Genomic DNA, 15,678 nt, shown 5'->3' with positions numbered 1-15,678 from the left:
TCTCAATCTGTTTGATGGTTTTCAGGTAGCCTGCAATGAGGTAGAGGCTGCCTGAAAAATGGCAGTACGTTTCTGTAGAAGCCGGAAGCTACCTATCCACCGCCCAAGGCCTGCGCCTGCTTCACTAAATACCGCCGCCCATCTTGCCTAGCTAGGCTTAAATATTGCGGCAGCAAAGGCGAGCCCATAGCGGCCAAGGCCTGCAACACGGCAATTTTCTGGTATTCATCCGCATCCCAGCCGGCAACGTCACGGTAGATGCCGCGCTGCCAAAAGTGTTCGGCATAGCGTTCGGTGTGCGGCGCATGCAGGCTGCCAGATACCATCAGGGCGCGGCGGCAAGTGTATTCGTCGGGGTCGTTGCAGAAAGATTCCGCCCATTGCCATGCAACGGCTTGGTTAGAGAGCCGCGGGAGCTGTACGGCCAGCTGCCAGCCCGCATCGTACACGGCTTTCTGCCGATAGGTTTCACACAGCCGCAGCAGTGCTGATTCGGGCAGCATTCCGGCGATGTATTCGCTTTCGTTGTCGCGTGCAGTGAGATAAAGCAGCTGCCGGGCCTGTTCGGGCTGCCATTCGTGTGCAGGGATTTGCTGCACAAAATCAAAACACGCCGCCCACACTTCAGGCATGGCGGCATAGTTACATTCCCATTCGCCACCAATGTCCTGCTCGGCTTGCTTACCGAACTCGGCGCTTTTCCAGGCAAGGAAATCGGTGTACACGCGATGTAGCTTTTCAATGACGGATGATTGGTTCATGGCAAATTCGCCTGGCTGTTTTTAGTTGCACAGAAGTTTACTGTATTTGTTTTCACTGCACGGAAGCTGCGCTTTCAGGTAGCCTGAAAGGGATGGGTTACCTGAAAACCGAAAACCGCGTGCGAGCATTCCGCATACACCCTACCCATGCGAGCTGCGCTTGCTTGATATTTGATTGGATCTGATCCGTACTTATAGCTACTACACCTGCTTCATTCAAGTCCATAATCAGGAATAGATAATTGAAATGGAGATAATATTAAAGACTCTCCGCTTTTAACATTTTTCACATGAAATAGTACGAGACCCATCGTCCAGCGTTTATCCGTTTGAATATCCGAACCATATTGCCCCTGTTCATTGATTGAAAAGTGAATTCCCTGTATCTTCAAACTGAATCAATCCATTTTCCAGAATACCTACAATAGCAAAAGGTGGTATCCACATTGCCTGTATAGCATAGGAATCAGTATCGAATAATCCAAAATGAAAATTATCTAATATTCCAATATTTTTTATTCTTTCTATAATAAATTTTTCATACTCTATATAATTTTCTATTACCTCATAAGGATTTCTCATAAAATCAAAACAATCAATAAACTCGTACGAGTAAGCAAAAAAATTCCTAATATCTTGTGGTTTATAAGGTAACTTCATTACATTTCTTCCTTGGAATATCAGTATGATTTCTCGGCAAGCCGTCGAAAATTTTCAGAAAATCGTGCTTTCCCTGCCTTAAATGAAAATAAGCAGTCGCAGATACTGTCGCTTCTGCCAATTCTCCCCCCAAAAGCAGCCTGCACCCTACTCCGCCAAATCCCTGCACAGCCGCACCGCTTCATCCAGCCGTTCCACGCCGAAGATTTCCAGGCCGGGGAATTCTTTTCTGCTGCGCGGCAGGTTGGCTTTGGGCACGATGGCGCGTTTGAAGCCGAGTTTTTCCGCTTCTTTCAGCCGCTCCTGCCCGCGTGCCACGGGGCGCACTTCGCCGCTCAGGCCGACTTCGCCGAAGGCCACCATTTTTTCGGGCAGCGGCTTGTTGCGGAAGCTGGACACCATCGCCAGAATCACCGCCAAATCCGCCGCCGGTTCGCTGATTTTCACGCCGCCCACCGCGTTGATGAACACGTCTTGGTCGAAGCAGGCAATGCCGGCGTGGCGGTTGAGCACTGCCAAGAGCATGGCGAGGCGGTTTTGTTCGAGGCCGACGGTAAGCCGCTTGGGCGTGAAGCCGTGCGCGTCGTCCACCAGCGCTTGGATTTCCACCAGCAGCGGGCGGCTGCCTTCCTGCGTGACCAGCACGCACGAACCGGCCACGTCGTCGCGGTAGCTGGCGAGAAAGATGGCGGAGGGGTTGGACACGCCTTTGAGGCCGTTTTCCAGCATGGCGAACACGCCCAGCTCGTTGGCCGCGCCGAAGCGGTTTTTGATGGCGCGTATCATGCGGTAATTGGAATGCTGGTCGCCTTCGAAATACAGCACGGTATCCACCATGTGTTCGAGCACGCGCGGGCCGGCAATCGCGCCGTCTTTGGTGACGTGGCCGACAAAAATCATGGCGATGCCCATCTGCTTGGCCATGCGGGTGAACTGGGCGGCGCACTCGCGCACCTGCGACACGGAGCCGGGCGCGGAGGTAATCTGGTCGGAATACATGGTTTGAATCGAGTCGATAACCACCACGGCGGGCTGGTGCTGCTTCAAAGCAGCCTGCACTGCTTCCAAACGGATTTCCGCCAGCAAATGCACGCCGTCCGCATCCAGCCCCAGCCGCTGCGCGCGCAGGGCGACCTGTTGCGCCGATTCCTCGCCCGACACATACAGCACTTTGCGTTTTTTCGCCATCAGGGCGACGGTTTGCAGCAGCAGCGTGGACTTGCCGATGCCCGGGTCGCCGCCCAACAAAATCACCGCGCCGTCCACCAGCCCGCCGCCGAGCACGCGATCGAGCTCGCCCATGCCGGTGGGTTCGCGCGGCACTTCGGCGGCGGTAACTTTGGAGAGTTCCTGCACTTGCGTGGTGTCCGCCGCCCACGATTGGAAACGGGCGTTTTTCGGCTCGGGCGCGGCGATGCCTTCCTGCAAGGTGTTCCACTCGCCGCAATGCGGGCATTTGCCCTGCCACTTGGGCACGGTGCCGCCGCATTCGGTGCAGGTGTAGAGGGTTTTGGGGGATTTGGCCATTTGGGGGTTCCTTTTATGTGGTGGGGTGCAGGCTGCTTTTGGGGGGTCAGGCTACCTGAAATAGCAGCCTGAACTTTTATTCAGCCGATAATATATGTTCACGCCGTTATTGCCATTCCACTGATTCGATGCGATTGTCCTGCTGCAAAATATCGTTGAGCGCGGCGGCAAGGCGTGCCGTTACGGCGCGGGTATCGTGTTTGAACAGCCACAGGCGGTGCACACAATCGGTGTGCGGTTCGATGAAACAGCGGAAGCGGTTTTCTCCGTCCGTCAAATTGGCGCAACCGAGCCACAGCGGGAAATCCGCATTGTCCACATCCACGCGCCAGCCCCAGTCTTCCGCGCGGCAACTCGTCACAGAAAAGCCGCGCCGTGCCAGCCCTTCCGCCAAATATCGGGCGAGCGCCTTGCCGTAAATTTCGGGCGCATTCGGCGTATCGCCCGATTCGCAGGAAAACGCAGCGCTGACAAACGAAACTTCGCGCGGAACGCCATCAATCTCATACAACGCGGCGTTGTGCAATGCCAGATAAGGCGGCGGCACGGCAAGCAGCCTGCACTTTTGCGGTGCGGAAAAATATAGGCACAACTCGGTCAGATAGCCGTCTGACAAAGCGTTCACGGCGGCAATTTCCGCAGGCATGCCCAATGCTTCCAGCATATCTGCACTACCGTTCACCCACTCGGCAAACGCCTGCAATCGGGCAATATCATCATCGGGAAGTGGCAATACGCGCAAGAGTTCTTCGTCCGCCCAATTCAAATAGCCCGTGCGCAAATATTCATACACATTCGGCAGTTTGTGCCAACCGCCCGCCCAATCGCCAGCTTCCGCCAAAGCGTCATGGATATCGCGCGGATGCGTCTTGCGGTAATCCAGCCAGAACAAGGCGGCGTATGTGTTTTCGGGCAGCAGCGCTTTGGCTGCTTCGGTATATAGCCAGCGTTCGAAATCGGCGACGGGCTGGCGACCGGCCAACACGGGCAGTAGCGGGGCAAACCATTCGGGGAGCTTGGACATTGCGCATCTTTCGTGATGGAGAAGTTGCAGGCTGCTTTTTCCGGCTTGCCGATTCATGTTCCCCAACCATAAAAAGCAGCCTGCACTTGGGATGGGTGTTGGGGGACGGGCGTTATTCGAAATCCGCCCAATCGGTTTTGGTGTTGGCCTGCACATTGCGCGTCAGGCGTTTGCCGATGAGTTCGTCGAAATGCTTGGGGGCGATGCCGAAGCCGGGGCGCACGCTGCGGATGCAGGTTTCGTCAATCGTGTCGCCCTTTTGCAGGTCTTTCACGAAATACAACGAACGGCGGAACTGTACATTGCCCTGCTCGCTGGATTTCAGGCCGTAATGGACGCGCCCCAGCGCCTGCCATGCGGTTTTGCTGTCGCGGCAGAGCGCTTGCAGGCCGTCGGGTTCGAGCGAGAAACTGTCGTCCGCGCCGCCGCCGTTGCGGTCGAGCGTGAAGTGTTTTTCTATCACGCATGCGCCCAGCACCACGCTGGCCACGGCGGTGGTGTTGTCGAGCGTGTGGTCGGACAGGCCCACCAGCGTGCCGAAGCGCGCCGCCATATCGGGCAGCGTGCGCAGGTTATAGTCGGCGGCGGGCGCGGGATAGCCGCTCACGCAATGCAGCACTACCAGTTCGCGGCAGCCTGCACTTTTCGCGGTTTCCACGGCTTCGGCAATTTCGTCCGCATCGGCCATGCCGGTGGAGATAATCATCGGTTTGCCGGTTTGGGCGACATAGCGTATCAGCGGCAAATCCACCATTTCGAACGAAGCGATTTTATACGCCGGCGCGTTCAGGCTTTCCAGCAAATCCACCGCGCTGAAATCAAACGGCGAGCTGAAAATGGTGATGCCCTGCTCGCGCGCGAAATCAAACAACGGCTTGTGCCAATCCCACGGCATATGCGCTTTCTGATACAGCTCGTGCAGCGACTGGCCGTCCCACAGCGTACCTCGAATCATGAATTCGGGGGCGCGGCTGTCCAGCGTTATCGTGTCGGCGGTGTAGGTTTGCAGCTTCACCGCGTCCGCGCCGCAGCGTTTTGCTTGCTCAATGATTTTAAAGGCGTTTTCAATGTTGCCGTTGTGGTTGGCCGACATTTCGGCAATGATATACGGCGCGTAATCCGTGCCAATCTTCCGGCCGTCAATGCTGATGTGTGCGTTCATAAATCCATCCGTATTGCAAAATATAGTGAATTAAAATAAAAATGAGACAAGGCGAGCCAACGCCGTATCATTGCGATTTTAATTCACTATAAACTGTTCGGGTTATGTGCAGGCTGCTTTTGCCGCGCCGCCCATGAAAAAAAAGCAGCCCCAAAGTGCAGGCTGCTTTTGATTGGGTTTACAGCACCGATTTCACCACGCCCACCACGTTGTCCACCGTGAAGCCGAATTCTTTAAACAGCAAATCGGCAGGGGCGGATTCGCCGAAGCGGTCCAGTCCCACCACCGCGCCGTTCAAGCCGACATATTTGTACCAACCGTCCGACACGCCTGCTTCAATGGCGACTTTCGGCAGGTGCTCGGGCAGCACTTGGGCTTTATATGCGGCATCTTGGCGGTCGAACACGTTGGTGGACGGCATGGAAACGACATTCACGTCCACGCCCTGCTCTGCCAATGCTTTTTGCGCGTTCAACGCCAGCTCCACTTCGGAACCGGTGGCAATGATGACGGCTTTCGCCCCGTCTTTCGCGCTGAGCACATAGCCGCCGCGTTTGATGTCGGCCAGCTGCGCTTCACTGCGCGCGATGAACGGCAGGTTTTGGCGGCTGAACACCAGGCAGCTCGGATGGTCTGCGGCTTTGGCGGCTTCTGCCCATGCCACCAGGCTTTCGGCGGTATCGCACGGCCGCCATACCGCCATGTTCGGAATCAGGCGCAGGGTGGCGGTTTGCTCGACCGGCTGGTGGGTCGGGCCGTCTTCGCCCAAGCCGATGGAATCGTGCGTGAACACGAAAATCGGGTTGATTTTCATCAGGGCGGCCATGCGCAGGGCGTTGCGCGCGTATTCGCTGAACATCAGGAACGTCGCGCCGAAGGGCTTGATGCCGCCGTGCAGCGCCATGCCGTTCATGATGGCGGCCATACCGAATTCGCGCACGCCGTAGTGCACATAATTGCCGCCCTGCCGCGCGCTGACGGACACGCTGCCCGGCCAGTCGGTCAAATTGGAAGGCGTTAAGTCCGCCGAGCCGCCCACCAGTTCGGGCAGCACTTTGGCCAAGATTTCAATGCTGTTTTGGCTGGCTTTGCGCGTGGCGATTTTTTCGGCTTTGGCGCAAACGTCTTTCAAAGCAGCCTGCACATGGACATCGAAGTGTTCAGGCAGCCTGCACTCGGTGCGGCGCAAGAATTCGGCGGCTTTTTCGGGGAATTTGGCCTGATATTGTGCAAACAGCGCGTTCCATTCGTTTTCCAAAGCCGCGCCTTTTGCTTTCGCGTCCCACTGGCTGTAAATTTCCTGCGGCACTTCAAACGGGGCGTAATGCCAGCCCAAATGCGCGCGCGTGGCGGCGATTTCGTCCGCGCCCAGCGGTGCGCCGTGCACTTTGTGGCTGCCTTCTTTGTTCGCCGCGCCTTTGCCGATTAAGGTTTTGCAGCAGATGATGGACGGTTTGGCCGTTTCGTTTTTCGCCGCTTCAATTGCCGCGCGGATTTGCGCCGCATCGTGCCCGTCCACATTCGGGACGACATGCCAGCCGTAGCTTTCGAAGCGTTGCGGGATATTTTCGCTGAACCAGCCGTCCACTTTGCCGTCGATGGAGATATTGTTGTCGTCATACAGCACAATCAGCTTGCCCAAGCCCAGCGTGCCCGCCAGCGAAGCCGCTTCGTGCGAAATGCCTTCCATCAGGCAGCCGTCGCCCAAGAACACATACGTGTGGTGGTCCACAATGTCCAAGCCGTCGCGGTTGAATTCTGCGGCCAGGATTTTCTCTGCCAAGGCCATGCCCACGGCATTGGCAATGCCCTGCCCCAGCGGGCCGGTGGTGGTTTCCACGCCGTCGGTATAGCCGTATTCGGGGTGGCCGGGCGTTTTGCTGTGCAGCTGGCGGAAGTTTTTCAAATCGTCCGCCGTTAGATTGTAGCCGCTCAAATGCAGCACGCTGTACAAGAGTGCGGAAGCATGGCCGTTGGACAACACAAAGCGGTCGCGGTTGGAGAATTTCGGGTTGTTCGGATTGTGCCGCAGAAATTCGCGCCACAATACGTCCGCCATATCCGCCATGCCCATCGGTGCGCCCGGATGCCCGGAATTGGCGGCCTGCACCATGTCCATTGAAAGAAAGCGGATTGCGTTGGCTGTTTGCGTTGCCATGTTGATTGTCCTTTGCTGATTGATACGGAAAACGATATGGAATTATGGCAGCTTTACGTTGGCTTTACAATGCAGCCGGCCATCATCCGCCCCATCTTTGCGCGGCAATGTGCAGGCTGCTTTTCCGTGCCGCAAAAAGCAGCCTGCACCCTGAAATCCGTTGCGTTATCGTGTATAATCCCGCCCATTCCCGCTAACTTCGTGAGTTCAAACCATGTCTGTGATTACCGCTTTGCGCGGCGCGTCCGCACTTTCGCTTTTCCGCATTCAAAAATTGGCGCAAAAAGCCGCCGCCTTGGGGCTGCCACAAGCCGAAATTGCCAGCGAATACTGGTATTTCGTCTCCTCTCCCGCACCTTTGGATGCGGCGCAAACCGAAAAATTGCAGGCTTTGCTCTCTGCCGTGCGTGTGGATACGCCGGCAGCAGAACAAAGCCTGTTTTTGATTACACCGCGCATCGGCACGATTTCGCCCTGGTCGTCCAAAGCCACCGACATCGCGCACAACTGCGGTCTGGACGGTGTGGAACGCATCGAACGCGGCATGGCGGTGTATGTTTCAGGCAGCCTGCACGATAAAGAACGCGCGCAATGGACTGCTTTGCTGCACGACCGCATGACCGAATCCGTGCTGCCCGATTTCCAATCCGCCAAACAACTGTTTGCCGCACACGAAGACCAATCGTTCAACACGGTGGACGTGCTGGGCGGCGGGCGTGCCGCGCTGGAAGCGGCAGACAAAAACATGGGGCTGGCCTTGTCGTCCGACGAGATAGACTATCTGGTCGAAAACTACCGCGCGCTGAACCGCAATCCGTCCGATGTGGAACTGATGATGTTCGCGCAGGCCAATTCGGAACACTGCCGCCACAAAATCTTCAATGCCGACTTTGTCTTAAACGGCGAAAAGCAGGAAAAATCACTGTTCCGCATGATTCGCGACACGCACGAGGCCAGCCCGGAAGGCACAGTGGTGGCGTATAAAGACAATTCCTCCGTGATTGAGGGCGCGGAAATCGAGCGGTTTTACCCGAACGCGGACCAAGGTCAGGCATACGGCTTCCACAAGGAAAATACGCACATCATCATGAAGGTGGAAACGCACAACCACCCCACTGCCATCGCCCCGTTTGCGGGCGCGGCCACCGGTGCGGGCGGCGAAATCCGCGACGAAGGCGCAACGGGACGCGGCTCGCGCCCGAAGGCTGGTTTGACGGGCTTCACCACGTCCAATCTGAATATTCCCGGTTTCAAACAGCCTTGGGAACAGGATTACGGCAAACCCGAACACATCGCATCGCCCTTGGACATCATGACCGACGGCCCGCTCGGCGGCGCGGCGTTCAACAACGAATTCGGCCGCCCGAACCTCTTGGGCTATTTCCGCACCTTTGAAGCGGAGAAAAACGGCACGGTTCACGGCTACCACAAACCGATTATGATTGCCGGCGGTTTGGGCAACATTCAGGCGGAACAAACCCATAAACACGAAATTCCCGAAGGCGCGCTGTTAATCCAGCTCGGCGGCAAAGGCATGCTCATCGGCTTGGGCGGCGGCGCGGCTTCATCGATGGACACGGGCAGCAACAGCGCGGATTTGGACTTCAACTCCGTGCAGCGCGGCAACCCCGAAATCGAACGGCGCGCGCAGGAAGTCATCGACCGCTGCTGGCAGCTCGGCCAAGGCAACCCGATTATCGCCATTCACGACGTGGGCGCGGGCGGCCTGTCCAACGCCTTCCCCGAACTGGTGAACGATGCGGGGCGCGGCGCAATATTCGAATTGCGCGCCGTGCCGCTGGAAGAACACGGCATGTCGCCGCTGCAAATCTGGTGCAACGAATCGCAAGAGCGTTATGTGCTGTCCATCCTGCCCGAAGATTTGGAAAAATTCCGCGCCATCTGCGAGCGCGAACGCTGCCCGTTTGCCGTGGTGGGCACGGCCACGGACGACGGCCGTTTGCAGGTGCGCGACGAACTGTTCGGCAACAGCCCCGTGGATTTGCCGCTGAACGTGCTGCTGGGCAAACCGCCCAAAACCACGCGCACCGACGAAACGCAAAAGCAGCCTGCACAAGCGTTTTCCGCCGCCCAATACGATTTGAAGGAAAGCGCGTACCGCGTATTGCGCCTGCCCGCCGTGGCCGCGAAGAACTTCCTGATTACCATCGGCGACCGCACCGTGGGCGGCATGACGCACCGCGACCAGATGGTGGGCGCGTGGCAGACCCCCGTAGCCGATTGCGCCGTAACGCTGATGGGCTTCAACACCCATCGCGGCGAAGCCATGAGCATGGGCGAAAAACCCGCGCTCGCCCTGTTTGACGCGCCCGCATCGGGCAGGATGTGCGTGGGCGAGGCATTGACCAACATCGCGGCAACCCATATCGGCGCATTGGGCAACATCAAATTGTCCGCCAACTGGATGGCAGCCTGCGGCGTGAAGGGCGAAGACGAGAAACTTTACCGCACCGTGGATGCCGTGTCGCAACTGTGCCAATCGCTTGGCGTGAGCATCCCCGTGGGCAAAGACAGCCTGTCGATGAAAACCGTGTGGCAGGAAAACGGCGTGCAGAAATCCGTTGTGTCGCCGCTCTCCCTGATTATTTCTGCCTTCGCCCCCGTGCACGACGTGCGCAAAACCGTTACACCCGACATCAAACCCGTGGCGGACAGCGTGCTGCTGCTGGTGGATTTGGGCTTCGGCAAAGCACGCATGGGCGGCTCTGCATTGAGCCAGGTGTGGAACGACTTGGGCGGCGAAAGCCCCGATATTGACGCGGACACGCTGAAAGTGTTCTACGACATCATGCAGCAGCTGGTGGCCGAAGACAAACTGTTGGCCTATCACGACCGTTCGGACGGCGGCCTGTTTACCACGCTGGCGGAAATGGCGTTTGCCGGCCGCACAGGGTTGAATATTGATTTGGAAGAAGATTTTGCTATGGAACGGCTGGTGAACAACCTGTCCGACCAAGACATCCTGTTCAACGAAGAGCTGGGCGCGGTCATCCAAATCCGCCATGAAGATTTGCATTATGTGCAGGCCTTGTTCGAGCAGCACGAATTTCCCGAAATCCTGTACCAAATCGGGCAGCCCGCCATCGGCAGCGGCGACCTCAAAATCGGCGACACCGTGTTTGCCTTGGCCGATTTGCAGGCTGCATGGCAGGAAACCAGCCACCAAATCCAACGCCTGCGCGACAACCCCGCCTGCGCCGACAGCGAATTTGCCCTGCTGGCGGACAACAGACGTAGCAAACTGTTTGCCGATTTAAGTTTTGATTTGAAAGAAGATATTGCCGCGCCCTATCTTTCAGGCAGCCTGCAACCCAAAATCGCCATCCTGCGCGAACAGGGCGTGAACGGCCACGTTGAAATGGCCGCCGCCTTCACCCGTGCCGGTTTCCAAGCCGTGGACGTGCACATGAGCGACCTGCTTTCGGGCCGCGCCGACCTTGCCGATTTCCAAATGCTGGCCGCCTGCGGCGGATTCAGCTACGGCGACGTGCTGGGCGCGGGCGAAGGCTGGGCGAAAACCATCCTGTTCAACGGCAGGCTGCGCGACCAGTTCGCCGAATTCTTCGCCCGCCCCGACACGCTGAGCTTGGGCGTGTGCAACGGCTGCCAGATGATGAGCAACCTCGCCGAAATCATCCCCGGCGTGGAAGGCTGGGCGAAATTCAAGCGCAACGAATCCGAACAGTTTGAAGCGCGGCTGAGCATGGTGCGCGTGCCGAAATCGCCCTCGCTGATTCTGGGCGAAATGGCCGGCAGCGCGTTGCCCGTCGTCGTCAGCCACGGCGAAGGCCGCGCCGATTTCGCCCACTTGGGGCAGCCTGAAAACCAAGCCCCAAGCAGCCTGCACATCGCCCTGCAATATACGGACGGCTTGGGCGAAGTAACGCAGCAATATCCTTTGAACCCGAACGGTTCGCCGCAGGGCATCGCCGGCATCACCACCGCCGACGGCCGCGTAACCATCATGATGCCGCACCCCGAGCGCGTGTACCGCACCGCGCAAATGAGCTGGTGTCCCGAAGAATGGAAAGCGTTCGAACTGGGCGGCTGGTATCGGCTGTTTGCCGCGGCGCGGAAGGTGTTGGGCTAAATCGCCCGATAGTGGAAACAAAAGAAAAAGCAGCCTGCACTTTGAAAAACGGAGTGCAGGCTGCTTTTTTGATATAGCGGATTAAAATCGCAATGCTACGACGTTGGCTCGCCGCCTTGTATCATTTTTCTTTTAATCCGCTATAGAACGATGCGGCTACGAAATTCGCGCAATATCGGGCGTATTCACACGCACATCGGCATTTTGCGCGCGGTGGCGCAGCGCGTGGTCCATCAGCACCAATGCCAGCATGGCTTCTGCAATCGGCGCGGCGCGCAGGCCCACACATGGGTCGTGCCTTCCGTGCGTGGCAATTTCTACCGCATTGCCGTCAATATCGATGGATTGGCGCGGCGTGGCAATGCTGCTGGTCGGCTTGATGGCGAAATTGGCGGTAATCGTTTGCCCGGTGGAAATGCCGCCCAAGATGCCGCCCGAATGGTTGGATTTGAATCCCTGCGGCGTGAGTTCGTCGCCGTGCAGGCTGCCCCGTTGCGCCACCACATCGAAACCGTCGCCGATTTCCACGCCTTTCACAGCGTTGATGGACATCAGCGCGTAGGCAATTTCCGCATCCAAGCGGTCGAACACCGGCTCGCCCAGCCCGACCGGCACGTTCCGCGCTTCAATCCGCAGCTTCGCGCCCACGCTGTCCAACGATTTACGCACGCTGTCCATATAGCGTTCCAACTCGGCAATTTGCGACTGGTTAGCAGCAAAAAACGGATTTTGGCCGATAAACTCTTCGCCTTCAAACGCGATTTCGTGTTCGCCCACCTGTGTGACCCAACACACGATTTCCGTACCAAAATGGGCCTGCAGCCATTTTTTGGCCACTGCACCGGCCGCCACGCGCGCAGCGGTTTCCCGTGCCGAACTGCGCCCGCCGCCACGATAATCGCGCGTGCCGAATTTGTGCCAATAAGTATAGTCGGCATGGCCGGGGCGGAATTGGCGCGCGATATCGCCGTAGTCTTTACTGCGCTGGTCGGTGTTACGAATCAGCAGCGCAATTGGGGTGCCGGTGGTTTTCCCCTCGAACACGCCCGACAAAATTTCCACCTCGTCCGCCTCGCGCCGCTGGGTAACATGGCGGCTGGTGCCGGGTTTGCGGCGGTCCAAATCGGCCTGAATATCGGCAACCGCCAGCGGCAATCCGGGCGGACAGCCGTCGATAATGCAGCCCAGCCCTTCGCCGTGGCTTTCGCCGAATGTGGTTACGGTGAATACTTGTCCGATGGTGTTGCCTGCCATAATGTGTTTCCGTTCGTCATGGGTTGGTCGGATAAAGGTGCAGGCTGCTTTTTGCCGTTTTTCCGATGGCTCAAAAGCAGCCTGCACTTGTTTTGCGCAGCGTTAAGATTCCGCCTGGTCGCGCAATTCGCGGCGCAGGATTTTGCCGACGTTGGATTTCGGCAATTCATCGCGGAACTCGATATCGCGCGGGATTTTATAGCCCGTCAGTTGCGTGCGGCAATATTCAATCAACTCGTCGCTGGTCAGGCTGGCATCTTTTTTCACCACAAACAGCTTCAATGCCTCGCCCGTTTTGTCGCTTTTCACGCCCACGCACGCCACTTCCTGCACTTTCGCATGGCTGGCCACCACGTCTTCGATTTCGTTCGGATACACGTTAAAGCCGGACACGACAATCAAATCTTTCTTGCGATCAACGATTTTCAGCCAGCCGCGTTCGTCCATCACGGCAATATCGCCCGTTTCCAGCCAACCGTCTTGGTCGATGACTTTGGCGGTTTCATCGGGACGGTTCCAATAACCACGCATCACCTGCGGCCCGCGAATCCACAATTCGCCCGATTCGCCCACAGCCACTTCCCCGCCGCGCCCGTCGCGCAACTGAACTTCCGTATTGGGCAGTGGCAAGCCGATACCGCCCGAATAATCTTTCACATTCAACGGATTAACGCATACGCCCGGGCTGGCTTCGGTCAAACCGTACGCATCCACCACAGGGATGCCGACCGTTTTAAACCATTCTTCCGCCACTGCCTGTTGCGTGGCCATGCCGCCGCCCAACGACAGCTTCCAAGTCGAAAAATCGACTTGGTGAAACGCGGGTTTGTTGAGCAGCCCACGGAACAAGGTATTCAAACCGATGAACACGCTGACGGGGTGCTTTTTCAATTCTTCGATAAAGCCGTCCAAATCGCGCGGATTGGTAATCAGAATGCTTTTTGCGCCCGCCTGGAAAAACAGCAGCAGATTTACCGTGAGCGCAAAAATATGATACATGGGCAATGCCGCAATCACGGTTTCCTGCCCCGGCGTCAATTTATGCTTAATCCACTCGCCGCCCTGCAACATATTGGCGCAAATATTGCCGTGTGTCAGCATGGCGCCTTTGGCAACGCCCGTGGTACCGCCGGTGTATTGCAGGAAGGCCAAATCTTCCCGTGTTAAATCCACCGGTGTAAACGGCTGCTTCGCACCCTGCGCCAGAACCTGCTTGAAAGGAATCGCATTGGCAATATGATAACCGGGTACCATTTTTTTGATATGGCGCAGCACAAAATTCATGATGCCGCCTTTAATCGTGCCGAACATGTCGCCCATTTTGGCAATAATGACGTTTTTCACTTGTGTGCGCGGCAATACCAATTCCAGCGTATTGGCAAAATTTTCCAATACGATGATGGTGCCGGCCCCACTGTCATTCAGCTGGTGTTCCAATTCGCGCGGCGTGTACAAAGGATTGGTATTCACCACCACCAATCCCGCTTTCAGAATGCCGAACACGGCGATTGGATATTGCAGGATATTCGGCATCATGATGGCCACACGTTCGCCGCGCGGGAGCTTCAGCACATTTTGCAGATATGATGCAACTTGGTCGGATAACTGCCCCACTTCCTGATAACTCAGTGATTTGCCCATGTTATAAAAAGCTTCTTGCCGGGCAAACTGCTGCACTCCGTAATTCACCACATCCACCACGGAACGGTAACGTGTAACGTCAATTTCGGGTTGCACGCCTTCTTCATAACTCGACAACCAAATTTTCTGCATACTGGTATCCTATATCAAAATCATCATTTTTAATGCCCACAGATTATAGCGTAAAGCGGTGCAGGCTGCTTTAAATAAAAAACTGAACTCCACATTGCCTGTGAAATTCAGTTTTATCATATCACTATCCGTTAAAACGCTTCGCAGTTGCCAAATGCCGGCTGACTCGTATAATCCGCCGTGGCACTCATGACCGTTTTCGGGCAACGCCATGCTTTATTGGTGCTGTCAATAAACACGCCAAATTTATAACCGCTGCTGGCTGTAGGATACGCTTGCATAACCACATTTACCTGATTGCCATTAATTACTTTGGCTGAACGGGAGAATGTATATTTTCCCGTTAATTTAGGGTCGATTTTACCCAATTCGCCCTGCAAAAACGTACCATATTTTGTTTCCAATGCAGCACCTGCGCCACGTGCATATTCGCCCGGCGCTGTCATTTTCTGCGTTTCCAGTTTTTGGCGGATATCGACCAATTTTTGTTTTGCTTCTGCCAAATTGGTTTTTTCTACATGGGAGCGATAAGCGGGCAGTGCGATTGCAGCCAAAATACCAACAATCACAATAACGATCATCAACTCTACTAAAGTAAAGCCATATGAGTACTTTTTCATATTTGCCCTTATCAATTATTGAATCAATTCAACATAGCTTTGCAACGTTACCACTGTATCGTCATTATTACCGCGCGCTCTAGATGTGATACGGAAATTATCTATCTGTTGCGCTTTCACATTATCCATACGCGAGCCCAAATACTCAACGATATAGTATGTTTTCCCATCATTGCTCTTCTTACATCTGGCACTGGCATCGCAACCCGCATCCAAAACTGTTTTACCAACACAAGATGATGCTTGCTGACTGGTATTGGCCGCACAACGTTCCCATGCAGGGATATCAGGTGCAGCAGCGGTATCAAATTTGAAGGGTTCATTAGACTGGGTACTGGAATAACTGTCTTTGGCAGGTAGACACCAACCATTTTTGCAGTCTGCCGTAAATGTTGTAACTGTAGGTTTCGCATCAAACGCCGCCTTAATCGCAAACTCACCTTCACGCAATCCATTTTCCGCCAAAGAAAGCGCAAATTTCCTATCCGCTTCATTAGTACTGCTGCGCATCTCTGTCAATGAAGATTGGCTGGTCATAATGACAATAAATGCAATCACCAGCATCAAAATCATAACAAAGAATAACGAAAAACCTTTTTGTACATTTTTAAAAATCATTTTATTTCCC

General features: G+C 55.8%; 11 protein-coding genes. 1 reads left to right on the top strand and 10 read right to left on the bottom strand.

Features of this window, described 5'->3' with window-relative positions:
- Positions 1 to 92 precede the first annotated feature (92 nt).
- From HMPREF9098_RS00340 to tkt, 6 genes are all read right to left on the bottom strand, one after another.
- Positions 93 to 761: a hypothetical protein gene (locus HMPREF9098_RS00340; protein WP_003780855.1), complete on the bottom strand. Its 669-nt coding sequence runs from the start codon at positions 759 to 761 to the stop codon at positions 93 to 95.
- Positions 762 to 1,118: 357 nt separating this feature from the next.
- The gene (locus tag HMPREF9098_RS00335) at positions 1,119 to 1,421 is read right to left on the bottom strand and encodes a hypothetical protein (protein ID WP_003780852.1); all 303 of its coding nucleotides are present in this window, start codon (positions 1,419 to 1,421) and stop codon (positions 1,119 to 1,121) included.
- A gap of 147 nt (positions 1,422 to 1,568) precedes the next feature.
- Positions 1,569 to 2,948 carry a DNA repair protein RadA gene (gene radA / locus HMPREF9098_RS00330; RefSeq protein WP_003780850.1) on the bottom strand — a complete coding sequence of 460 codons (1,380 nt, stop codon included), beginning with the start codon at positions 2,946 to 2,948 and terminating at the stop codon, positions 1,569 to 1,571.
- Positions 2,949 to 3,054: 106 nt separating this feature from the next.
- The gene (locus HMPREF9098_RS00325; RefSeq protein ID WP_003780849.1) at positions 3,055 to 3,972 is read right to left on the bottom strand and encodes a hypothetical protein; all 918 of its coding nucleotides are present in this window, start codon (positions 3,970 to 3,972) and stop codon (positions 3,055 to 3,057) included.
- A gap of 112 nt (positions 3,973 to 4,084) precedes the next feature.
- Entirely contained in the window at positions 4,085 to 5,134 is a 1,050-nt protein-coding gene (gene pseI, locus HMPREF9098_RS00320) for a pseudaminic acid synthase (RefSeq protein ID WP_003780848.1), read from the bottom strand.
- Positions 5,135 to 5,312: 178 nt separating this feature from the next.
- Positions 5,313 to 7,292, bottom strand: coding sequence for a transketolase (tkt, locus tag HMPREF9098_RS00315; RefSeq protein WP_003780847.1), 1,980 nt, complete (start codon positions 7,290 to 7,292; stop codon positions 5,313 to 5,315).
- Between the two features lie 214 nt (positions 7,293 to 7,506).
- On the opposite strand from tkt, the gene purL reads away from it, so the two are divergent.
- Positions 7,507 to 11,403 carry a phosphoribosylformylglycinamidine synthase gene (purL, locus tag HMPREF9098_RS00310; protein ID WP_003780845.1) on the top strand — a complete coding sequence of 1,299 codons (3,897 nt, stop codon included), beginning with the start codon at positions 7,507 to 7,509 and terminating at the stop codon, positions 11,401 to 11,403.
- 156 nt (positions 11,404 to 11,559) lie between these two features.
- Here the strand turns inward: purL and aroC are convergent, their stop codons facing one another.
- From aroC to HMPREF9098_RS00290, 4 genes are all read right to left on the bottom strand, one after another.
- Complete coding sequence (aroC, locus tag HMPREF9098_RS00305) at positions 11,560 to 12,657, bottom strand: chorismate synthase (protein ID WP_040564116.1); 1,098 nt, start codon at positions 12,655 to 12,657, stop codon at positions 11,560 to 11,562.
- Positions 12,658 to 12,759: 102 nt separating this feature from the next.
- Positions 12,760 to 14,430 (bottom strand): AMP-binding protein, encoded by a 1,671-nt coding sequence (locus tag HMPREF9098_RS00300; RefSeq protein WP_003780842.1) that lies wholly within the window; start codon positions 14,428 to 14,430, stop codon positions 12,760 to 12,762.
- 131 nt (positions 14,431 to 14,561) lie between these two features.
- On the bottom strand, positions 14,562 to 15,050 hold the full coding sequence (locus tag HMPREF9098_RS12375) for a type IV pilin protein (protein ID WP_003780840.1): 489 nt from the start codon (positions 15,048 to 15,050) through the stop codon (positions 14,562 to 14,564).
- 15 nt (positions 15,051 to 15,065) lie between these two features.
- Positions 15,066 to 15,668 (bottom strand): pilus assembly PilX family protein, encoded by a 603-nt coding sequence (locus HMPREF9098_RS00290; RefSeq protein ID WP_003780838.1) that lies wholly within the window; start codon positions 15,666 to 15,668, stop codon positions 15,066 to 15,068.
- Between the last annotated feature and the right edge of the window lie 10 nt (positions 15,669 to 15,678).

This window comes from Kingella denitrificans ATCC 33394 (assembly GCF_000190695.1).
GTDB lineage: Bacteria > Pseudomonadota > Gammaproteobacteria > Burkholderiales > Neisseriaceae > Kingella_A > Kingella_A denitrificans.
The sequence above is the reverse complement of the archived record's forward strand: the minus strand, read 5'-3'. Positions and strand labels throughout refer to the sequence as shown.